Here is an 18,851-nt window from a genome sequence, read left to right as displayed (position 1 = left end):
TGAGAGCCCCGGGCGGGACGCCGGCCCGCCCGGGCGCGGCGCCGGAGGCACCGGTGTGTCCCTACGCGCGCTGGAAGAGGACGGCCGTGATGTCGTCCAGGACCACGGATTTGCCCCGGCGGTCACACAAGGCCTTGACGGCAGTGTCCGCATCGCCCTTGGCGCGGCAGTCCGTCATGGCGGCGGCGAGCCGGGCAAGGTCGCCGTGGAGGTCGAGAAGGCCGTCGGTGGGAACCAGGACCGCGTCCCCGGGAGACAGGGTGAAGGGGCGCTCCTCCCAGGCCGCTCCGGCCACCAGCCCCAGGGGAGGCCCGGTGGGGGGCAAACGCTCGACGGCGCCGTCGGCCCGCAGGATGTGGGTGAGGCCCTGCCCGGCGTCGGCGTAGAGGCCGGCGCCGGTGTCCGGGTCGATGACGGCGTGAAAGACCGAGGCGAAGGACCCGGCCCGGGCCAGGGTCCCGTCAAGGCGGTCCGAAACGTCCCGGAGGATCACTGACGGGTCAGCATCCCAGCCGGCATCGGCGAAAGCGGAACGTGCGGCTCCCGCCACCAGCCCGGGGCCGACGCCCTTGCCCATGGCATCGCCGACGGTCATTCGGAAGTGTCCCGCACCGGTGGTGCCGAGGTCGTAGAAGTCCCCGCTGAGCCCGAAGGCGGGATAGAAACAGACCCCCAGCGAGTAACCGGCAGGTGCCGGGGGAGTGACCGGCAGCAGGGCCCTTTGCGTGCGGGCCCCCTGGTCGATGTCCCACGAGAGGTTCATCTCCCGCTGGATGATCTGGGTCAGGTCCTCTAGGATTTTTCGCTGTTCCGCGCTGAATGACCGGGGCGCCTGGTCGATGATGCAGAACGTCCCCACGTGGGTCCCGCCCGGTCCGGTGAGGGGGTGGCCTGCGTAAAACTGGATATGCGGGTCGCCTGTCACGAGCGCGTTGTGCCGGAAACGTTCGTCGGTGAGGGCGTTCTCCACGATCAAGGTTTCGGAGGACTTGAGCGTCTCGGCGCAGAACGCGTCCTTCCGGTCCGATTCGCGGGACAGCGGACCCACGAACGACTTCAGGTACTGCCGGTTCTCCGCAATGAGCGACACGCTGGCCGCGCTGACCCCGAACAGGCTCTGCGCCAGCCGCGTGATCCGGTCGAAGCGTTCCTCAGAGGGTGTGTCCAGCAGGCGGGTCCTGGACAGGTCCTCCAGCCGCGCCCATTCCGGGGCATCGGGACCCCGGAGGTGGCTGTGGGAGGGATGTTCGGTGCTTTTCATGCGTCCTCCAACGTTGAGGGAAACACCCACCCCGGAACTCCTTGCCGGAGTGCCCGGGCAATCCCTGTTCCACGGTTGGTACTTCAACCTCGAATGAGCTTACCGCCCGGCGCGGGGGACTCCTGGCGTGGCTCACCCGAAAGGGATGATGCGGCCACCTCCGGCGGGCGCTGTAGTGGTCTGTAGGGCCCTCAATGATTCGCTGTGGCGCGGGCCGGGTGGAACCCGGTCGGGCAGCGGGCGCCCGATCAAGACAGAAACGGAGGAACGCCAGTGACAACCACACCGGAGACCGAGGCCCATGGGCCGGTCGACTTTGTGCTCCTCGAATTCCCCATGGCGGGGCTGACGGGACGGGCGAGTGACGAACTCATACGTCTGGTCGAGCAGGGTGTGATCAGGCTCTTCGACCTGCTCGTCGTGATGAAGAACGAGGACGGCACCGTCGAGGTGCTTGAGCTCACCGATCCAGGCGGGCCTGCGGAGGCGTTCTCCTACTTCGACGGCGCACATTCCGGGCTGCTCGGCGATGAGGAAATCGCGGAAGCCGCGGAAGCGATTCTCCCGGGCAGCCTCGCCGCGCTGATCGTGTACGAGAACATCTGGGCCGCTCCGTTCGTGGACGCCGTCCGGGACAGCGGGGGCGAGCTCGTCGCGAGCACGCGGATCCCCGCGCCGGATGTGATGGCAGCGCTCGAGGCCCTCGACGCCGACTCGCCGGTTACCTGACACCTACAACGCCACGCAAGGGAAGAAAAATCATGGGACTTCTTAGAGGTATGGCACGGACGGCAGTGGTTGCCGGGACGGCGTCGGCGGTCAGCGGCCGCGTCCAGCGCCGGCAGGCTTCCAAGTTCGCCGAGAAGGACGCCGAAACCGCGGCGAAGCAGCAGCAGGCCTACGATGAGCAGGTAAGCCAGCAGCAGCCTGATTACGAGGAGCCGGAACCGCCCCCGCCCGCAGCCGGCGGCATTTCAAACGAAGCCATCCAGCAGCTCAAGGAGCTCGCGGCGCTCAAAGAGCAGGGGATCCTGACGGAACAGGAGTTTGGGGTGCAGAAGGCGAAGATCCTGGGCGGGTAGCACCGCATTCGGGTTCCCGGCGCCGGAACAACACCCCCGCGGCGGCCATTGACGGCACCCGCGGGGGCGTTGTGTGCGGTCCGGGCGTCGCGGCCAACCAGCTGTTGTCAGCGGACCTGGGAACCGGCGAGGATGCCGTCGATCTGGTCGAGGGCCTGCCGCATTCCCTCTTCCATGCCCATGGCAAGGACCTTCTCCAGGGCCTCGGCGGAGTCAAAGGTCGACACCACGGTCATGCGCGTGCGGTTGCCGAGTGCCTCCAGCCTCATGACGGCGTGGCTTGTCCCCATTTCCGGGATGGGATCTCCGTTCTCGTCGGCGAAACCGTCGTCGAACTCGAGCCGGTGCGGCGCCTCGATGGCGGTGAACCGCCACCAGCCCCGGCTCTTTTCGCCCCCGGGTCCGGTCATGTAGTAGCTGGCTTTTCCTCCGGGAACGAAGTCGTGGCCGTCGAAGGTGGCCGGCCAGGTGGGCGGCCCCCACCAGCGTTCGAGCTGGCGCGGGTCTTCCCAGACCTGCCAGACGCGCTCGACGCCGGCGTCGAACTCGGCGGTGACGGTGAAGCTCAGGGTCTCGGCATGCTTCTGCGAACTGATGACAGTCATTGCGGAACCTTCCTATTCCTCTGCGAGAATGCCTGCGATCCGGCCGGCCCGCTGCCGCCAGATCGTTTCATACTGGTCGAGCAGCCGCCGCGCCCTTTGCAGCCCGTCGTGGTGGGCCCGCACGATCTGCTCCCGTCCGCGCTTTTCCTTCGTGACGAGGGAGGCGCGTTCCAACACCGCCACGTGCTTCTGGACGGCGGCGAAACTCATGGCGTAGTGCTCTGCCAACCCTGACACCGAGTATTCGCCGGCCGTCACCCGGAGGACGATGTCCCGGCGGGTGGCGTCGGCGAACGCCTGGAACAGGCGGTCAAGCTCAGCGTCCCTCAGCTCATCTACAACCATTTGGTTGTAGAATATTCCTCCTGGTTGCCGGTGTCAACGGCCTGCCCGCAGTTATTTGGCCATACCGGGATGGACTGCGACGAACTCGATTTTGTGCGAGGGCTGCATTTTCGGCGTACGGGAGAATCCCTTGGCGTCGAGGTGGTTCCCTGCCCGGTAGGCGGCGACTGCGTCGTCGTAGATGGCGTTGAGTTGGGCGCCCGTGAACTCTTCCGAGGTCCCATCGTTGAAAGTGACGGAGATGGCCGTGCTGGCGGGAAAGTGCCGCTTCATGCGGATGAAGCCCTCGGCGTCCTGCTGGAGATTAATCAATGCGGTCCTGCCTTCGAGATTGGAGGCTTCCAGTCTCCCGTACGTTTCCCGGTTTGCCGGCAGGGGCCGCCCTGGTCACCCCTGTTCGGCCAGAAGCCGGTCCGTGGCAGCGTCGGGAAGGCCCGCAAAGTATTTCTCCAGCACCGCCTGGAAGGCAGGCTGCTGCGGGTCCGCCCGGAGGAAGAGTGTCATGGAGGAGTGCAGTTTCCGCTCGTCGATGCCGCCGAAGATCTGGAGCGCGGTGCGGCCGTCGAGCCCGGCCACGGTCCGGGCGCATTCCTCCAGCCGGGCACCCAGCACGGGGTGCTGCAGGTACGCCCGCGCTTCATCGATTCCGGTAATGGCATACCTCCGCGCGGTGGGGCTCTGCCCCAGCCCGGCGACCTGCGGGAAAACGAACCACATCCAGTGGGTGCGCTTGGCGCCGCCCCGGAGTTCCTCAAGGGCGTGCTGGAACGTTCCGCCCGAGTCCTGGGCTGTGACAAACCGCTGCAGATCGTACGGATCGTCCATGGTGGTCTCCCTGTTCCGGTTGCGGCTGTGGTGGTTTTCCATCCTATGGCGGGGGATCGGCCCAGAGGCGGCAAAGAGGCCGACGACGTCCGGCGGCTGCCTTGCTAAAGTCACCTTAGGGGCAGCGATCTCCGGCCGGTCCGCTGCTGGTTGACCGGCCACGGAAGGCGGGCGGCATGTTCGAATTCTTCACTGACACGAGTCTGGTGGAAGCCGGGCTGCTGCTCGCAACGTTCGTCCTGTGTTCCCTGATCGGCATTGAACGGCAGGTACGGCAGAAGAGCGCCGGCTACCGGACCCATGTGCTGGTGGGCCTTGGTTCGTGCGGCTTCACCCTGGTGTCCGCCTACGGCTTCGCGTTCGTGATGGAACCCGGCGCCGTGCTGGACCCGTCCCGCATCGCGGCCCAGATCGTCAGCGGAATTGGGTTCCTGGGCGCCGGCGTCATCTTCAAGGGCCGGGACGTGGTCCGCGGGCTCACAACGGCCGCCACCATCTGGGTTTCCGCCGCGGTGGGCATGGCGTGCGGGGCGGGCATGGTGTCCCTGGCGGCGGTCCTGACTCTCTTCCACCTCATCACGCTGTTCGTGATTGCCCCCGCCGTCCGCAAGATCCCGTCCGTGGACAGGAACCGCGTGATGCATATCGACTACGCCGATGGCCAGGGCGTGCTGCGGCAGATCCTCGAAATCGCCACCTCCATGGGGTTCAGCTCCTCCATCCTGAACACCCGCCGGACCGGGGATGAGCAGAAACCGATGGTCTCGATGGAGGTGCGGTTCTTCGGGCGACATCCGTTGCGCAACCTCGTGATGCCGCTCATGGACCTGCACGGCGTTGCCAGCGTCACAGTCCGGGGTACCGATTCGAGCGAGGACGACGACGATGACGACGACGACGCTTGAGGTCCGGCCGTGCCCTTGCCCGCGATGGGTTGAGCTCCCGCATGACCGCTAAGACCGCGCCTTTGGCCGGAACCGTCCGGATCCGGGTGCTGAGAGCCGACGATGCTGAGCTGCTGTGCGCCGCCTACGTGCGGAACCGGGAGCACCTGGCGCCCTGGGAGCCCCTGCGGGCCGAGGAGTTCTTCACCGCGGAGGGCCAGATGATGAGCGTCCAGTCCAAGCTGTCCCTGTTCATTGCCGGATCCGATGTGCCGTGGGTCCTGACGGACGGCGAGGACATTGTCGGGATGATGACCCTCAGCGGCATCGTCCGGGGCCCCTTCCTCAGCGCCCACCTCGGGTACTGGGTGGACAAGGACTACGGCGGCCGCGGGATCGGTTCCGCGGCGGCCGCCTTCGCCGTCGACGCCGGGCGGGACGAACTGGGGCTCCACCGCCTGCAGGCCGCGACACTGCCGCACAACGCGGCGTCGCAGAAGATCCTCCGGCGCGCGGGGTTCACGGAGATCGGCACGGCGCCCGCCTACCTCAACATTGCCGGCGCCTGGCAGGACCACATTCTCTTCCAGCGCATTTTGTACTGAGGCGCAGGACCCGGCCGGAACACGGGTGGCCCGTGCCGCTTGGTGAATTCGGACGGCTTCGAAGCCGAACTGATCGCCACGGCCTACCCTGCGCGCGGCTCAGCGCACCATCCGGAGGATCCGGACCGGTGTCCCGGCCAGTTCATGCGAGCCTGTGGCGCCGTCGGGCACAAAACCGTTGCGGGTATAAAAGGCAAACGCGCGGGGGTTGTTCTCCGCGATCCAGAGGTAGGCGCCGCCGCTGCCCACGGCAGCGTCCAGCAGCAGCTGCCCCGCCCCGGAGCCGTACTGGCCGGCCAGCACGTAGATTCCCTGCAGCTCCCGCGGCCGGGGTCCGCCGTCGTCGCGGCCGACGCCGGCGCTCGCCCAGCCGACGATCTCCCGCCCCGCGCAGACCACCCAGACATCCGACGTGGCGGCCGCAAGGATGTTGCGCCACCTTTCCTCCCGCGGCCCCTGCTCCAGCCCGGCAAGGGACGCCGCCGGGAGCAAGTGGGCGTAGCTCTGCCGCCAGGCCTGGATATGCACCCGCGCAATGCCGGCGGCGTCCTCCGGCACGGCGGGCCGGACGGTCAGGTCACTCGTCATCCGGACAGACTAGTACGCGCACGGGCCCGCCGGGCCGCGACCACCCGGGTACCTTAACGCCATGAGCATCTTCCTGGTCGGCGGAGGTCCGGACACCACAACAACTCCCGTCATTTTTGACCAGTTCGTGGCGGAGGTGGTGCACCACACCGGGGAAAGCCGGCCGCCGCGGATCGCCGTGGCGCTGGTTGACCACGAAGGCAGCGCCGAATACTTCCTCCCTGCCTACCTGGAGCCGCTGCACCGCCGGCTGCCGTGTGACGTGGTGACCGTCCTGCTCCGCCGTGGGGAGCGCGTGGACCCCCGCGTGTTCGACGGCGTTGACGCGATTGTGGTCGGGGGAGGGCCCACCCCGGTCTACGCCGAGGGCCTGCGTCCGGCGGGCGCCGCCATCCGCCAGGCAGTGCAGGCGGGCGTTCCGTACCTGGGGTTCTCTGCGGGCGCCATGATCGCGGCGGAGCGGGCGATCGTGGGCGGCTACCTGGTCCGCGGCGCCGAGGTGTGTCCGGAGGATGCCTCCGAGGGACTGGGAGAGCTGGAGCTCCGAGAGGGGCTCGGCCTCGTGCCCTTCGCCGTCGATGTCCACGCCGCACAGGCCGGCACGCTGGGCCGTGCCGTGGCCGCCGTCGTGCACGGCATGGCCGGGAAGGCCGTGGCCGTCGACGAGAACACGGCGCTGGTGCTGCCCCACTTGGACCCGGGGGAGCAGCGGGCCATCGGGACCGGGAACTGCTGGCTGATCCGCGGGCCCGGACCACGGGCCGCCGTTTCAATCCTTGGCAGCCTTGTTACCGGCGGGTAACATAATCCCATGCATCTGCTTCTCCGCACGCTTCTCCTGCTCTTCACGTCCTCGCGCCGTCCGCCGCTGAGCATCTGGGACGAGGCGTCGCTCCCGCTGAAGGTCCTGCCGACAGACATTGACATCGCGATGCATGTCAACAACGGCATGTATTTCTCCCTGATGGACCTGGGCCGGTTCGACCTGATGGCCCGCAGCGGAACCTGGAAGGCCATGCGCCGCCGCGGCTGGAGCCCGGTGGCGGCGGGCGAAACCATCGCGTTCCGCCGGTCACTGCAGCTGTGGCAGCGGTACACGATCGAGACGAAGATCATCGGCCTTGACGAGAAGGCCATCTACTTCGAGCAGCGCATGGTGGTGGACGGGGAAATCTATGCCCGGGCGTTTATTGCCACCCGCCTGGTCAGCAAGGGCAAGCCGGTCAGCCAGGACGAGATCATCCGTGAGTTCGGGGCGCCGCCGGCGGATCTCGAGTTGCCCGCATGGATCCACGAATGGCGCGAGACCAACGCCCTGCCCGGGGCGCGGCGGCCCGCGCCGCACGTCTGGGCCTGACCTCCCGCGGCCCCGGGCCCGACGTCGGGCGGTGACTATGTCCCCGGTGACTACGTCCCGACGTCGCGCCGCCTCAAGGCGAGTGCGCTGAGCGCCACGAGGCCGGCCGACAGTCCCCACAGCCAGGCCGCGGCCGCCCAGTCGGCCCCGTTGGCGATCGGATTGTTTCCGTAGGCCCAGTTGTAGGGCGAGAAGTCCAGGAGCCACTCGACGTCCCTGCTTTGCCGGCCGACGGCGTTGAACACATATCCGAGGACGCCGACGGCGGCCCCTGCGGCCAGCCCGAACGTCTTCCGCCCCGTTACCGTCCCGGCACACAGTGCCGTGGTGCCGGAGAGCATGGTCAGCCCGGCGAAAAGCACCGAGGTGCCCAGGAGGTGCTCCGGCCTGATATTCAGCTCCGCGGAATCGTTCAGGAGCAGGATGAGCACGAACACGAGCCCGGCGAGGAGCAGCACGCGCACCAGGATGGCCAGGGCCCGCTCCAGGACCACCTGGGTGCGGGTCACACCGTGCGCCAGCGTGAGTTCCAGCTGGCCCGACTCCTCGTCCCCGCCCACCGCAGCCGCACCCCACGCCACCGATGCGATGGTCATCAGCAGGAATCCGATCAGCCCGAACATGGTGGCCTGGGTGTAGCCGGGGCCCGAGGTGATCTGGTCGTAGTTGAGCGCCTTGATCATCTCCGGCGGGAAGGCCTTCATCACCTCCTGCATTTCCGGGCTTCCGCCGATCGAGGGATAGAGCGGGAGGTAGAGGAAGATCGCGGCGGTGAGCCCCGCCGCCCACCCGAGCGTGGAACGCCATGAATCCAGGAACGCCCTCCGGAACAGCGGCAGCGGCTTCTTCATGCCCCGTGTCCTTTCCGCCGGCGGCGCCCGGCGCCGGGGCCTCGGGCGCCACCGGCGTTACCCTCTCCGTTGCCGCGGATGGTGCCGTAGAGCGCCAGGACCGATTCCTCCAGATCCGGTTCCTCGAGCACCAGTTCGGTGAGCTGCAGGGAGGCCAGGGCCTGGAGCAGCGGCTGGATCGCGCCGCCGAGCGTGGCGGTGAGCTCGACGCCGTCGCCCGCCGGCAGCACCTCAACGTTCCCGACGCCGGGCACCCGGGACAGCAGCGCGCCGGCGTCGGCGGCTGTTATCCCGGCGGCTGCCAGGCGCAGGTGCCGCACCGCGCCCTCCCGCAGGCTGTCTACAGTGGCGACCGTGATGATCCGGCCGTCGCGGAGGATGGCCACCTGGTCCGCTGCCTGCTGGATTTCACTGAGGACATGGGAGCTCAGGAAGACCGTCTGCCCGTTGGCCTGGGCCTCACGGACCATCGCCAGGAATTCCTGCTGCACCAGGGGATCGAGCCCGCTGGTGGGCTCATCCAGCACCAACAGTTCGGGATCGTGCATAAAGGCCTGCACCAGCCCCAGTTTCTGCTTGTTGCCCTTGGAAAGCCTGCGGATATTGCGGTCCAGGTCCAGGCCCAGCCGCTCCGCCAGGGCGTCGATCCGGCCGGGCTGGACGGGTCCGCTGATGTCCGCGTAGTGGGACAGCAACGTGCGGCCGGTGACCCGTCCTTCCAGGAACAGTTCGCCGGGCAGGTAGCCGATCCTGCGGCGGAGTTCCGGACCGGCATGCCTGGGGTCCTGGCCCAGCACCGTGGCTGTGCCGGCGGTGGGCCGGATGATGTCCAGCAGGCACCGCATGACGGTCGTTTTGCCGGCGCCGTTGGGGCCGATCACGCCGAACACGGACGCCTTGTCGATGCCGAAACTGACCGCGTGCAGCACTTCGCGGCGGCCAAACTTCTTGGTCAGGGAGTGGACGGCGATGGCCTGGCTTGTGGTGGTTCCCGCATCAGGAGGCATGCCGCAGATGATAGGCGGCTGCCCCCGCAGGGGCCAGAGCCGGAGGCCCCGCGGCCCCCGGCGGGGTGCGCCTGGGCCCCCGGCTGGGCCGTCACATGGATGTGCCAACAGCGAAATGCAGGGGACAAGCCGGGACGGCTCGCGTACCGTTGACCCATGGCTACCGTAGACATTACAGGTGAACAGTTCGCATCAACCGTGGAGGACAACGACATTGTCCTCGTCGATTTCTGGGCCGAATGGTGCGGCCCGTGCAAGCAGTTCGGCCCCACTTACGCCGCAGTGTCCGAGAAGCACCCGGACGTGGTCTTCTCCAAGGTGGACACCGAGGCAGAGCAGCAGCTCGCTGCCGAGGCCGGCATCACGTCCATCCCGACCCTGATGGCGTTCCGCGAAAAGGTGCTGGTGTTTTCCCAGCCCGGCGCCCTGAACGCCCAGCAGCTGGAGCAGGTGGTTGAAGCCGTCAAGGGCCTCGACATGGAGGAAGTCCACGCCCATGTGGCCCGGTCTCAGGCCGAGGCTGCCGCATCAGCCGGCAAGCAGGACGGCAGCCAGATTCCGGAGGCCTAGGCCCTGGTCGGTCCGCAGTAACAGATACAGCAACGCGGGGTCACTCCGCGCCCATAAATCCCCTCGGGGTGGGCGCGGAGTGACCCCGCGTTGTGGTTGTTGCGGGGTTGTGGCTAGAGCTTCACCAGCTGGACCGGCTCGGCCAGGAGGGCGCTGAGGGACTCGTTGAGGTCCTGCACCGCGGTGCCCTTGGAGTGCTTGTCCAGGTCCTCCTGCGAGGCCCACCGCTCGGTCAGCACCAGCCGCTCCTCGGTGGCCTCGGTGAGCTCATACCGGATGCAACCGGGCTCGTTGACCACCTCGTCGATCGCGATCTCCAGCGCGAGCTTCACACGGAAGAACTCGCCGTCGTTGGGGATGAAGATGGCCTGAAGGTCAATGGGTGCGCTCATGGATTTCACAATACCGGGCCACAGTTTTTCTTCCGAAAAATTTCCTAGGACATCCAAGTTTTAGTCTTTTTTTGGCGCCCGAGTGTTGGTAGCGTCACACCATGCTTTCATATACAGCCGGGGACACTGACGTCCCGCTGCTCGAGGAAACCATCGGCGACAACTTCGAACGGATGGTGGCCAGGTTCCCTTACCAGGACGCCCTGATCGAGGCCGCGGCCGTGCCGGGTGCGGAAGCACGGCGCTGGAGCTACACCAAGCTGAACGACGACGTCGACCGTGTGGCCCGCGCGCTCCTGGCCCTGGGCGTGGACAAGGGTGAACGGATCGGCATCTGGAGCCCGAACTGCGCCGAGTGGACCATCCTGCAGTACGCCACGGCCAAGATCGGGGCGGTGCTGGTCAACGTCAATCCCGCCTACCGCAGCCATGAACTGGAGTTCGTGGTCAAGCAGAACGGCATGCGGATGCTGGTGGCGGCTCCCTCGGACCGCAACAGCGACTACACCGGCATGGCCCGGCAGGCGCTCGCCGAATGCCCCGAACTGCGCGAACTGGTGTTCCTGCCCGACGCCGGCCAGCCCGGTCTCGCTGCCGGCGATCCCGCCACTGAGGCCGAGCGCACCTGGGCGGAGCTGCTCAGGCGGGCGGACGACGTCGCCCATTCCGCGCTGAAAGCGCGCATGGCAGAGCTTGATCCGCACGACGCGATCAACCTGCAGTACACCTCCGGCACCACCGGGTTCCCCAAGGGAGCCACGCTCTCGCACTACAACATCCTGAACAACGGCTACTCGATCGGCGAGCTGCTGGGGTACACCGAGCACGACCGCGTGGTGCTGCCTGTGCCGTTCTACCACTGCTTCGGCATGGTGATCGGAAACCTGGCCGCCCTGAGCCACGGCTCCGCCACCATCATCCCGGGCCGCGGCTTCAGCCCCGCCGCGGCGCTGGAGGCCGTGCAGGACTTCGGCGGAACGTCCCTGTACGGGGTGCCGACGATGTTCATCGCCGAACTGGCCCTGCCGGACTTCGCGTCCTACGACCTGTCCACCCTGCGCACCGGGGTGATGGCGGGCTCGCTGTGCCCCATCGAGGTGATGAACCGGGTCATTTCGGAGATGAACATGCGCGACGTGGCCATCTGCTACGGCATGACCGAGACGTCCCCGGTGTCCACCATGACCCGTGACGGCGACACCCTGGCCCAGCGGACCGAAAGTGTGGGCCGGACCATGCCGCAGCTGGAGAGCCGGGTGGTGGACCCGGTGACCGGCGAGGTGCTGGAGCGCGGCGAGATCGGCGAGCTGTGCACCCGCGGATACTCCGTGATGATGGGCTACTGGAACCAGCCGGACAAAACCGCCGAGGCGATTGACGCGGAGGGCTGGATGCACACCGGGGACCTGGCCCGCATGGACCAGGACGGCTATGTCGTGATCGAGGGCCGGATCAAAGACATGGTGATCCGGGGCGGGGAGAACGTCTATCCCCGCGAGATCGAGGAGTTCCTGTACACGCACCCGGCCATCCAGGACGTGCAGGTGATCGGGGTGCCGGACGCCAAATACGGCGAGGAGCTGATGGCCTGCATCATCCTCAAGCCCGGCGCAGAGCCGCTGGACGCCGGCGGCGTGGCCGACTTCTGCCGCGGGAAACTGGCGCATTACAAGATCCCGCGGTACGTGGACGTGCGCGAGAACTTCCCGATGACCGTCTCCGGGAAGATCCGCAAGGTGGACATGCGCCAGGAAGCGGTGGCCCGGCTGGGGCTCTGACACCAACGCGGGGTCACTTATCGCCCATCCGGAGCCCCTTTACGGACGCGATGTGACCCCGCGTTGGAGTGGTTCGCCCTGGCCTGTGGATAACCTCTGCAGCGGGAATAGTTCGCGGCCACAATGGTGCGCATGGTCCGCATTGTGCCCCTCCCCGAAAGCCTCGCCCAAGCGCCGTTCACCGTTTACGAGTCACGCCTGCTGGGCGTCCCGCCCAAACGGCTGCGGGCGAAGGACCTGTCCGACGGCGGCCGGCTCATCTACCTGCCCGCCGGCCGGCCGTTGGAAATCATGGAACGCGCCCGCGTGCTGGCCGCCGCCACACCCGGAGCCTGGGTGTCCCATGAAACCGCCGCTGTTCTGACCCTGCTGGGCCTGCCGCCGTGGCTGGGGGACTGTGCCAGCATCCACCTCAGCAAGCCCCATGAGTTGCCCAGGGTCCGCCGGGCCGGAGTCATCGGCCACCGCGTGCGGTGCATCCCGGGAGAACTGACCGACGTCGACGGCATCCCCGTGACGGCACCGCCGCGGACGTGGCTGGACCTGGCAGCCGTCCTGCCGCTCAACTACCTCATTGCCCTGGGCGACCAGATCATCCGCATACCCCGCCCTGAACTGGAACAGAGGTCTGAGCCGTATGCCTATAAGGATGGGCTGCGGCTGCTCATCCGCCAGCACCCGAACATGAAGGGCGTGGAGAAGGCCCGGCTCGCCCTGGACGAGATGCGGGTGGGCGCAGACTCCTTTCCGGAGACCTTCCTGCGCCTGGCGCTGGCGGATGCGCGGCTGCCCGAGCCGGAGCTGCAGGTGAGGCTTGATCCGCATGATCCGCGCTCGCCGGCTGCAGACCTGGGGTACCGGCGGTACCGGATCGCCGTGCAGTACGACGGCGCCACCCACCTCACGCGGGAACAGCAGTCCCGGGATAACCGGCGCGACGAGGCATTCCTCAGCGCAGGGTGGGCGTACTTCAAGCTCAACGCCGACGACCTCGCCGAGGGCTTCGACGGCGCCGTCGCCAGGATCAAGAGGACCCGCATCCGCCGCATGTGAACCACCCCAAGGCAACGCGGGGTCACTTGGCGCCCATAAAGCGGCTCGTGATGGGCCGGAGGTGACCCCGCGTTGCTTTGGGATGGGCGGTCAGTGGCCCCGGTGGTCCTGGATGGTCATGCGGGGGCCGAAGGTGGGCTTGCGGAAGCCGCTCAGGCCGATCATCCGGACCACGCGCTGCCGGTGGCCCGCCCACGGCGCGAGCAGCCGGAGCATGCCGGCGTCGTCGGTCCGGCGGCCGGTCAGCGCCGCCCCCACGTAGGCCGCGAGGTGGTAGTCGCCCACCGAAATCGAGTCCGGGCAGCCGTGCGTGCGCTGCACGACTTCCGCGGCGGTCCACACCCCGATGCCCGGGATGGTCTGCAGCTTCGCCGAGGCCTCCACGGCCGGGAGCGGGGCGAGCCGTTCCAGCGCGGCGGCGGAGCGCAGCGCGCGCATGACGGTCGCCGAGCGCTGCGGACCCACGCCGGCCTTGTGCCATTCCCACGAGGGGATGCGCAGCCACTGCTCGGGCGTGGGCGCCACCAGCAGGTTCGCCGGAGCGGCCGTGCCCGCGCCGGGCGCCGGCGTCCCGTAGCGGTACATCAGGTAGCGGTAGCCGCGCCGGGCCTCGATCACGGTGACCTTCTGCTCCAGGATGGTGGGCACCAGGGCGTCCACCAGGCGGCCGGTGGCGGGCAGCCGGACTGCGGGGTGCCGGCGCCGGGCGTCGGTGACCATCCGGGGGAGCGTGGCGTGGAAAGCGGGCTCGTCAAAAGCGGACCAGTCGTCGTCGCAGCCCAGCAGCCGGGGCGCCGACTCCACGGCGTCGGCGGCACCGGGGCCCCAGCCCTGGACATCCACGACGGGATGAACCGCGGGGCGGCCGGGCGGATAGACCTCAGCCAGCCGGAGCGTGGCAGGCCCCGACGGCGTGGTGAACGCCATCCAGAAGCCGTCCGGCGCGGTGCGGATGGACGGGTCGCCGAGCCCCCGCAGGAGCGTGCCGAGGGTCCGCGACAGATCGAACGGACCGCCCGGGTGCCACCGCAGCGAGGCGTCTGCCGCGGCGGCTACGCCGGCGGGCACGTCTGCAATGGTCATCTGTCCATGATTCCACGAACGCCTGACAACAACCGGTGCCACCCCTTCCCCCACAGCCGCCGGAGGGCCCTTATCCCGGGGTTTGCGTAGGGCTAGACTTCGGCTGTGGCGTGGGGCCACCACGCCTGCCGCAAGGCCCGATCCCTGTTGTGAGGAGCGTGTGATGGCTGGTGGAGTTGTACATTTTGAGATCCCCGCGGACGACGAAGGCCGCGCGCGGGAGTTCTACAGTTCAGCCTTCGGCTGGACCATCAGCGCGATGCCCGAGATGAGCTACGCCATGCTCATGACCACGCCATCGGATGAAACAGGTACACCGTCCGTGCCGGGGTCCATCAACGGCGGGATGTTCCGCCGCGAAGGGCACCTCACCTCCCCGCTGGTCACGGTGGACGTGGACGACATTGACGCGTCGCTGGAGAGGATCAATGCCCTCGGCGGCAGCACCGTCCAGCCGCGGCAGCAGGTCGGCACCATGGGCTGGGCCGCCTACTTCCGGGACACCGAGGGCAACGTGATCGGGCTGTGGCAGAACGCCGCGCCCGAATCCGAGACCGGCGCCGCGGACTCCGGAGACGACATCGGCGCCTGAGTCCGGCGCCCCGCACCCCGCACCCGGAGCAGCGCAGGGTCAGGGCATGCCCGAGGCGAGCCAGAGCGCCACGACGGCCAGCGGGACGGTCAGCACGACGGCGGCGAGCCCGGCGAGCGCGAACCCGCCCCAGCGGATCTCGACGTTGAGTGAGCGGAGCCGCTCGTGCCAGAGCAGCGTGGCCAGCGACGCCCAGGGGGTCACCAGCGGGCCAAGGTTCACGCCGATCAGCAGGGCCGCGAGCCGCACCGGCGAGTCGCCCACAGGTTCGAGGGCGAGGTAGGCCGGCAGGTTGTTCACGGCGTTCGCGGCGCCGGCGCCGAGGCCTGCCAGTTGCAGCAGGGCGGGCAGGCTTTCGCCGGAGCCGGCAATGCCGGACAGGAACTCGGTCAGGCCGTTGGCATGCAGCGCTTCCACCACCATAAAGAGCCCCGCCGTGAGCATCAGCGGCCGCCAGGGAACCATGGACCAGTGCAGTGCCGCACGGCGCCGCCAGACGAACAGGGCCAGCAAAACCGCCGCCGCCGCCATCGCCGGGAACTGCACGGGCACGCCGGAGACCAGTGCGGGCAGCAGCACCGCCATCACCCCCGACGCCGAATACAGCAGCACCCTGTCCCGCGGCTTGTGCACCGGCTGCGGCCCGTACCGGCCGGACAGGTCCTCCCGGAACGCCAGCCACAGGAGCCCGATCGGAACCAGGATCCCCACCAGGGCCGGCGCCCAGACCAGGCCGGCAAAGGCCGCCGGGCTCAGGTTGAGCCGGTCTTGGGCCAGCAGGTTGGTCAGGTTGGAGACCGGCAGCAGCAGCGACGCGGTGTTCGCCAGCCAGATCGTGGTCAGGGCGAACGGCAGCGGGGGGATCCGGGCGTGGACCGCCAGCAGCACCACCACCGGCGTCACCAGCACCGCCGTCGTATCGAGGGACAGGAACAGGGTGGAGACGGTGGCCAGGCAGACCACCAGCAGCCACAGCAGGAACACCCGGCCGCGGCCCAGCGCGGCGAGGCGGTCCGTCACCACCCGGAACAGCCCGGCGTCGTCCGCCATTTCCGTCACCAGGGACATGGCCACCACAAATGCCAGCACCGGGACGGTGCGGCCGGCCAGTTCCTGGAACGCCGGCCACGGCAGGAAACCGGTGAACAGCGCGGCACACCCCGCCGCCAGCATTCCGGCCGGGAGCAGATAACTCTTGAGCCTCACCGGCCGGATCCACGCTTCACCGCCTTATCTTCGCACCCGGAAGCCCGGAAGGGCCGCCCCGGCGGGAGCGAATCCGCCCCTGGACGGTGGAGACGGTAACTTTGTAACTATGAAGTACGCCCAGTCCGTTCTGGACCTCATCGGCAATACGCCGCTCGTCAAGCTGCAGCACGTCACCGACGGCATCGGGGCCACGGTCCTGGTGAAGCTGGAATACCTGAATCCCGGCGGCTCCATCAAGGACCGCATCGCGGTGAAGATGATCGAGGAGGCCGAACGCACCGGCAAGCTCCAGCCCGGCGGCACCATCGTGGAACCCACCTCCGGGAACACCGGCGTCGGCCTGGCCCTGGTGGCCCAGCAGAAGGGCTACCGCTGCATCTTCGTGGTGCCGGACAAGGTGGGCGAGGACAAGCGCGCAGTGCTCCGGGCCTACGGCGCCGAAGTGGTGGTGACGCCCACCGCCGTCCCCCCTGACAGCCCGCAGAGCTACTACGGCGTCTCGGACCGGCTGGTCAAGGAGATCCCCGGCGCGTACAAACCGGACCAGTTCTCCAACCCGGCCGCCCCGGCCAGCCACTACGAATCCACCGGGCCTGAGATCTGGCGCGACACGGACGGCCGCATCACCCACTGCGTGATCGGCGCCGGCACCGGCGGCACCATCACCGGCACGGGCCGGTACCTCAAGGAAGTTTCCGCGGACCGCGCAGAATCCGACGGCGGCGTGGTCAGGATCATCGGCGCCGACCCGGCAGGTTCGGTCTACTCCGGCGGCACCGGCCGGCCGTACTTCGTCGAGGGTGTCGGCGAGGACATGTGGCCGGCCAACTACGACAAGAGCGTCCCTGACGGCGTCATCGCCGTCAGCGACGCCGACTCCTTCGAGATGACGCGCCGGCTGGCCCGGGAAGAGGGGTTGCTGGTGGGCGGCTCCTCCGGCATGGCCGTGGTGGCCGCCCTGCAGGTCGCCAAGGACCTGCCGGAGGACGCCGTCGTCGTCGTCATCCTGCCCGACTCCGGCCGCGGCTACCTGGCCAAAATCTTCAACGACCAGTGGATGCGTTCCTACGGCTTCCTGGCCAGCGGCGACGAAGCCTCCGTGGGGGAGATCCTGAAGGCCAAGACCGGGGAACTGCCGGACCTGGTCCACATCCACCCCAACGAGAGCGTCCGCGACGTCATCAACATCATGAACGAGTTCGGCGTCTCGCACATCCCGGTGCTGTCCCAGGAACCGCCCGTGGTGATGGGCGAGGTCCTCGGTGCCGTGGACGAGCGCACACTCACTGCGAAACTGTTCCGCGGCGAGGCCAAACTGTCGGACAAGATCTCCGAACACATGGAGGCCCGGCTGCCCGTGATCGGCTCGCTCGAATCGATCACCACGGCCCGTGAACTCCTCTCCGACGCGGACACCCTGATGGTGACGTTCGTCGGCGCGCCGGTGGGGATCCTGACCCGCCACGACCTGCTCGCCTACCTGAGCAACTGACCTGCAACTGACCGCCCACTGACCCGGACACACGGCCCCCTCCCGGGCGGCCGCCGGCCGAAAGGAACGCACATGTCTTTGCCAGAAAACCCCGCCGCGCACGCCCCCGGCTTCAACACCCGCGCCGTGCACGCAGGCCAGGCCTTCGAACCGCGCACCGGCGCCGTGGTGCCGCCCGTGCACTTCTCCTCCACCTACGCCCAGGAGGCCATCGGGGTGCTCCGCGACGGCTACGAGTACGGCCGCGGCACCAACCCCACCCGTGACTCCCTGCAGGAACAGCTCGCGGCGCTGGAGGGCGGCACCGCCGCGTTCTCCTTCAGCTCCGGCCTCGCCGCCGAGGACTCGATGATCCGTGCGCTCACCCGCCCGGGCGACCACATCGTGCTCGGCAACGACGCCTACGGCGGCACCTACCGGCTGATCAGCCGGGTGCTGGGGGAGTGGGGCATCGGCAACACCCCGGTGGACATGTCCAACCTTGACGCCGTCGCCACGGCCGTGGCGGCCAGCAAGACCCGCCTCGTGTGGGTGGAGACGCCGTCGAACCCGATGATGAAGATCACGGACATCGCGGCGCTCGCCCAGGTGGCGCACGACGCCGGCGCCCTCCTGGTGGTGGATAACACCTTCGCCTCGCCGTACCTGCAGAACCCGCTGGCCCTCGGCGCCGACGTGGTGGTGCACTCCACCACCAAGTACATCGGCGGGCACTCCGACGTCGTGGGCGGCGCCATCATCGTCAAGGACGCGGAGCTCGCCGAGAAGATCGGCTTTGTGCAGTTCGCCGTCGGTGCCATCTCCGGCCCGATGGACGCCTTCCTCACCACCCGCGGGCTTAAGACCCTCGGGGTCCGGATGGACCGGCACAGCGACAACGCCCAGGCGGTGGCCGAGTGGCTGCTGGAGCGCCCCGAGGTGGAGGCCGTGCTGTACCCGGGCCTGCCCTCGCACCCCGGCCACGAGCTGGCCCGCAAGCAGATGAAGAAATTCGGCGGAATGATCTCCGTGCAGTTCAAGGGCGGCGAGGCGGCGGCACGCGCGGTGGCCGAATCGACCTCCGTCTTCACCCTTGCGGAGTCCCTCGGCGGCATCGAATCCCTGATGAACTACCCCTCGGAGATGACGCACGCCTCCGTCAAGGGCACCGAGCTGGCCGTCCCCGTCAACCTGATCCGGCTCTCCTGCGGCATCGAGGACGTCGAGGACCTCATCGCCGACCTGGAGCAGGCGTTCTCCAAGATCGCCGCAGCGGCCGGCAAGTAAAGGCAG

At 68.3% G+C, this 18,851-nt stretch carries 23 protein-coding genes; 12 read left to right on the top strand and 11 right to left on the bottom strand.

Annotation, left to right across the window (positions count from 1 at the left end):
- Positions 1-61 precede the first annotated feature (61 nt).
- Positions 62-1,261: a PP2C family protein-serine/threonine phosphatase gene (locus ACTWQD_RS06345; RefSeq protein ID WP_443195295.1), complete on the bottom strand. Its 1,200-nt coding sequence runs from the start codon at positions 1,259-1,261 to the stop codon at positions 62-64.
- A 273-nt stretch (positions 1,262-1,534) separates the two neighbouring features.
- On the opposite strand from ACTWQD_RS06345, the gene ACTWQD_RS06340 reads away from it, so the two are divergent.
- The gene (locus ACTWQD_RS06340) at positions 1,535-1,990 is read left to right on the top strand and encodes a DUF6325 family protein (protein ID WP_443195294.1); all 456 of its coding nucleotides are present in this window, start codon (positions 1,535-1,537) and stop codon (positions 1,988-1,990) included.
- A gap of 32 nt (positions 1,991-2,022) precedes the next feature.
- Complete coding sequence (locus ACTWQD_RS06335; RefSeq protein ID WP_443195293.1) at positions 2,023-2,343, top strand: SHOCT domain-containing protein; 321 nt, start codon at positions 2,023-2,025, stop codon at positions 2,341-2,343.
- A 107-nt stretch (positions 2,344-2,450) separates the two neighbouring features.
- On the opposite strand, the gene ACTWQD_RS06330 is transcribed toward ACTWQD_RS06335, so the two are convergent.
- The 4 genes from ACTWQD_RS06330 to ACTWQD_RS06315 all read right to left on the bottom strand — a co-directional run bounded on the left by ACTWQD_RS06330 (position 2,451) and on the right by ACTWQD_RS06315 (position 4,118).
- A complete protein-coding gene (locus ACTWQD_RS06330; RefSeq protein ID WP_443195292.1) occupies positions 2,451-2,948 on the bottom strand; it encodes an SRPBCC family protein in 498 nt (165 codons plus the stop codon).
- Positions 2,949-2,960: 12 nt separating this feature from the next.
- Entirely contained in the window at positions 2,961-3,293 is a 333-nt protein-coding gene (locus ACTWQD_RS06325) for an ArsR/SmtB family transcription factor (protein ID WP_443195291.1), read from the bottom strand.
- A 51-nt stretch (positions 3,294-3,344) separates the two neighbouring features.
- Positions 3,345-3,605: a hypothetical protein gene (locus ACTWQD_RS06320; protein WP_443195290.1), complete on the bottom strand. Its 261-nt coding sequence runs from the start codon at positions 3,603-3,605 to the stop codon at positions 3,345-3,347.
- A gap of 75 nt (positions 3,606-3,680) precedes the next feature.
- The gene (locus ACTWQD_RS06315) at positions 3,681-4,118 is read right to left on the bottom strand and encodes a DUF1810 domain-containing protein (RefSeq protein ID WP_443195289.1); all 438 of its coding nucleotides are present in this window, start codon (positions 4,116-4,118) and stop codon (positions 3,681-3,683) included.
- A gap of 176 nt (positions 4,119-4,294) precedes the next feature.
- On the opposite strand from ACTWQD_RS06315, the gene ACTWQD_RS06310 reads away from it, so the two are divergent.
- Both ACTWQD_RS06310 and ACTWQD_RS06305 read left to right on the top strand, forming a co-directional pair.
- Positions 4,295-5,023, top strand: a complete 729-nt coding sequence (locus ACTWQD_RS06310) for an MgtC/SapB family protein (protein WP_443195288.1) — start codon at positions 4,295-4,297, stop codon at positions 5,021-5,023.
- A gap of 41 nt (positions 5,024-5,064) precedes the next feature.
- Positions 5,065-5,607 carry a GNAT family N-acetyltransferase gene (locus ACTWQD_RS06305; protein ID WP_443195287.1) on the top strand — a complete coding sequence of 181 codons (543 nt, stop codon included), beginning with the start codon at positions 5,065-5,067 and terminating at the stop codon, positions 5,605-5,607.
- Between the two features lie 99 nt (positions 5,608-5,706).
- Here ACTWQD_RS06305 and ACTWQD_RS06300 read toward each other — a convergent pair whose 3' ends face one another.
- On the bottom strand, positions 5,707-6,195 hold the full coding sequence (locus ACTWQD_RS06300; protein ID WP_443195286.1) for a GNAT family N-acetyltransferase: 489 nt from the start codon (positions 6,193-6,195) through the stop codon (positions 5,707-5,709).
- Between the two features lie 61 nt (positions 6,196-6,256).
- On the opposite strand from ACTWQD_RS06300, the gene ACTWQD_RS06295 reads away from it, so the two are divergent.
- Together ACTWQD_RS06295 and ACTWQD_RS06290 are read left to right on the top strand one after the other, a co-directional pair.
- Complete coding sequence (locus ACTWQD_RS06295; RefSeq protein ID WP_443195285.1) at positions 6,257-6,997, top strand: Type 1 glutamine amidotransferase-like domain-containing protein; 741 nt, start codon at positions 6,257-6,259, stop codon at positions 6,995-6,997.
- A 9-nt stretch (positions 6,998-7,006) separates the two neighbouring features.
- Positions 7,007-7,552 (top strand): acyl-CoA thioesterase, encoded by a 546-nt coding sequence (locus ACTWQD_RS06290; RefSeq protein WP_443195284.1) that lies wholly within the window; start codon positions 7,007-7,009, stop codon positions 7,550-7,552.
- Positions 7,553-7,602: 50 nt separating this feature from the next.
- Here the strand turns inward: ACTWQD_RS06290 and ACTWQD_RS06285 are convergent, their stop codons facing one another.
- Positions 7,603-8,403: an ABC transporter permease subunit gene (locus tag ACTWQD_RS06285; protein ID WP_443195283.1), complete on the bottom strand. Its 801-nt coding sequence runs from the start codon at positions 8,401-8,403 to the stop codon at positions 7,603-7,605.
- Positions 8,400-9,410 carry an ABC transporter ATP-binding protein gene (locus tag ACTWQD_RS06280; RefSeq protein WP_443195282.1) on the bottom strand — a complete coding sequence of 337 codons (1,011 nt, stop codon included), beginning with the start codon at positions 9,408-9,410 and terminating at the stop codon, positions 8,400-8,402. Before ACTWQD_RS06280 ends, ACTWQD_RS06285 begins: the two co-directional genes overlap by 4 nt.
- 156 nt (positions 9,411-9,566) lie before the next feature.
- Here ACTWQD_RS06280 and trxA point away from each other — a divergent pair, with 156 nt between their 5' ends.
- Positions 9,567-9,980 carry a thioredoxin gene (trxA, locus tag ACTWQD_RS06275; RefSeq protein WP_443195281.1) on the top strand — a complete coding sequence of 138 codons (414 nt, stop codon included), beginning with the start codon at positions 9,567-9,569 and terminating at the stop codon, positions 9,978-9,980.
- Between the two features lie 113 nt (positions 9,981-10,093).
- Here the strand turns inward: trxA and ACTWQD_RS06270 are convergent, their stop codons facing one another.
- Positions 10,094-10,372, bottom strand: coding sequence for a putative quinol monooxygenase (locus ACTWQD_RS06270; RefSeq protein ID WP_443195280.1), 279 nt, complete (start codon positions 10,370-10,372; stop codon positions 10,094-10,096).
- Between the two features lie 101 nt (positions 10,373-10,473).
- Here ACTWQD_RS06270 and ACTWQD_RS06265 point away from each other — a divergent pair, with 101 nt between their 5' ends.
- Positions 10,474-12,150, top strand: a complete 1,677-nt coding sequence (locus ACTWQD_RS06265; protein WP_443195279.1) for an AMP-binding protein — start codon at positions 10,474-10,476, stop codon at positions 12,148-12,150.
- A gap of 132 nt (positions 12,151-12,282) precedes the next feature.
- Positions 12,283-13,203 (top strand): endonuclease domain-containing protein, encoded by a 921-nt coding sequence (locus ACTWQD_RS06260; protein WP_443195278.1) that lies wholly within the window; start codon positions 12,283-12,285, stop codon positions 13,201-13,203.
- Positions 13,204-13,293: 90 nt separating this feature from the next.
- Here ACTWQD_RS06260 and ACTWQD_RS06255 read toward each other — a convergent pair whose 3' ends face one another.
- On the bottom strand, positions 13,294-14,286 hold the full coding sequence (locus ACTWQD_RS06255) for a DNA-3-methyladenine glycosylase family protein (protein WP_443195277.1): 993 nt from the start codon (positions 14,284-14,286) through the stop codon (positions 13,294-13,296).
- Between the two features lie 163 nt (positions 14,287-14,449).
- Here ACTWQD_RS06255 and ACTWQD_RS06250 point away from each other — a divergent pair, with 163 nt between their 5' ends.
- A complete protein-coding gene (locus ACTWQD_RS06250) occupies positions 14,450-14,878 on the top strand; it encodes a VOC family protein (RefSeq protein WP_443195276.1) in 429 nt (142 codons plus the stop codon).
- A gap of 39 nt (positions 14,879-14,917) precedes the next feature.
- Here ACTWQD_RS06250 and ACTWQD_RS06245 read toward each other — a convergent pair whose 3' ends face one another.
- The gene (locus ACTWQD_RS06245) at positions 14,918-16,051 is read right to left on the bottom strand and encodes an SLC13 family permease (RefSeq protein ID WP_443195532.1); all 1,134 of its coding nucleotides are present in this window, start codon (positions 16,049-16,051) and stop codon (positions 14,918-14,920) included.
- Between the two features lie 142 nt (positions 16,052-16,193).
- Here ACTWQD_RS06245 and ACTWQD_RS06240 point away from each other — a divergent pair, with 142 nt between their 5' ends.
- Both ACTWQD_RS06240 and ACTWQD_RS06235 read left to right on the top strand, forming a co-directional pair.
- Entirely contained in the window at positions 16,194-17,579 is a 1,386-nt protein-coding gene (locus ACTWQD_RS06240; RefSeq protein ID WP_443195275.1) for a cystathionine beta-synthase, read from the top strand.
- Between the two features lie 72 nt (positions 17,580-17,651).
- A complete protein-coding gene (locus tag ACTWQD_RS06235; protein ID WP_443195274.1) occupies positions 17,652-18,845 on the top strand; it encodes a cystathionine gamma-synthase in 1,194 nt (397 codons plus the stop codon).
- The last annotated feature ends 6 nt before the right edge of the window (positions 18,846-18,851 follow it).

The sequence above is a fragment of the Pseudarthrobacter sp. 1C304 genome (assembly GCF_052245515.1).
Taxonomy (GTDB): domain Bacteria; phylum Actinomycetota; class Actinomycetes; order Actinomycetales; family Micrococcaceae; genus Arthrobacter.
This window is presented reverse-complemented; position numbering and strand designations above follow the sequence as displayed.

Coding starts and splice junctions, on each gene's coding strand:
- ACTWQD_RS06345 (WP_443195295.1), bottom strand. CDS start 1,261: ATGAAAAGCACCGAACATCCCTCCCACAGCCACCTCCGGGGTCCCGAT.
- ACTWQD_RS06335 (WP_443195293.1), top strand. CDS start 2,023: ATGGGACTTCTTAGAGGTATGGCACGGACGGCAGTGGTTGCCGGGACG.
- ACTWQD_RS06330 (WP_443195292.1), bottom strand. CDS start 2,948: ATGACTGTCATCAGTTCGCAGAAGCATGCCGAGACCCTGAGCTTCACC.
- ACTWQD_RS06325 (WP_443195291.1), bottom strand. CDS start 3,293: ATGGTTGTAGATGAGCTGAGGGACGCTGAGCTTGACCGCCTGTTCCAG.
- ACTWQD_RS06315 (WP_443195289.1), bottom strand. CDS start 4,118: ATGGACGATCCGTACGATCTGCAGCGGTTTGTCACAGCCCAGGACTCG.
- ACTWQD_RS06310 (WP_443195288.1), top strand. CDS start 4,295: ATGTTCGAATTCTTCACTGACACGAGTCTGGTGGAAGCCGGGCTGCTG.
- ACTWQD_RS06305 (WP_443195287.1), top strand. CDS start 5,065: ATGACCGCTAAGACCGCGCCTTTGGCCGGAACCGTCCGGATCCGGGTG.
- ACTWQD_RS06300 (WP_443195286.1), bottom strand. CDS start 6,195: ATGACGAGTGACCTGACCGTCCGGCCCGCCGTGCCGGAGGACGCCGCC.
- ACTWQD_RS06295 (WP_443195285.1), top strand. CDS start 6,257: ATGAGCATCTTCCTGGTCGGCGGAGGTCCGGACACCACAACAACTCCC.
- ACTWQD_RS06290 (WP_443195284.1), top strand. CDS start 7,007: ATGCATCTGCTTCTCCGCACGCTTCTCCTGCTCTTCACGTCCTCGCGC.
- ACTWQD_RS06285 (WP_443195283.1), bottom strand. CDS start 8,403: ATGAAGAAGCCGCTGCCGCTGTTCCGGAGGGCGTTCCTGGATTCATGG.
- ACTWQD_RS06280 (WP_443195282.1), bottom strand. CDS start 9,410: ATGCCTCCTGATGCGGGAACCACCACAAGCCAGGCCATCGCCGTCCAC.
- trxA (WP_443195281.1), top strand. CDS start 9,567: ATGGCTACCGTAGACATTACAGGTGAACAGTTCGCATCAACCGTGGAG.
- ACTWQD_RS06270 (WP_443195280.1), bottom strand. CDS start 10,372: ATGAGCGCACCCATTGACCTTCAGGCCATCTTCATCCCCAACGACGGC.
- ACTWQD_RS06265 (WP_443195279.1), top strand. CDS start 10,474: ATGCTTTCATATACAGCCGGGGACACTGACGTCCCGCTGCTCGAGGAA.
- ACTWQD_RS06260 (WP_443195278.1), top strand. CDS start 12,283: ATGGTCCGCATTGTGCCCCTCCCCGAAAGCCTCGCCCAAGCGCCGTTC.
- ACTWQD_RS06255 (WP_443195277.1), bottom strand. CDS start 14,286: ATGACCATTGCAGACGTGCCCGCCGGCGTAGCCGCCGCGGCAGACGCC.
- ACTWQD_RS06250 (WP_443195276.1), top strand. CDS start 14,450: ATGGCTGGTGGAGTTGTACATTTTGAGATCCCCGCGGACGACGAAGGC.
- ACTWQD_RS06245 (WP_443195532.1), bottom strand. CDS start 16,051: ATGCTGGCGGCGGGGTGTGCCGCGCTGTTCACCGGTTTCCTGCCGTGG.
- ACTWQD_RS06240 (WP_443195275.1), top strand. CDS start 16,194: ATGAAGTACGCCCAGTCCGTTCTGGACCTCATCGGCAATACGCCGCTC.
- ACTWQD_RS06235 (WP_443195274.1), top strand. CDS start 17,652: ATGTCTTTGCCAGAAAACCCCGCCGCGCACGCCCCCGGCTTCAACACC.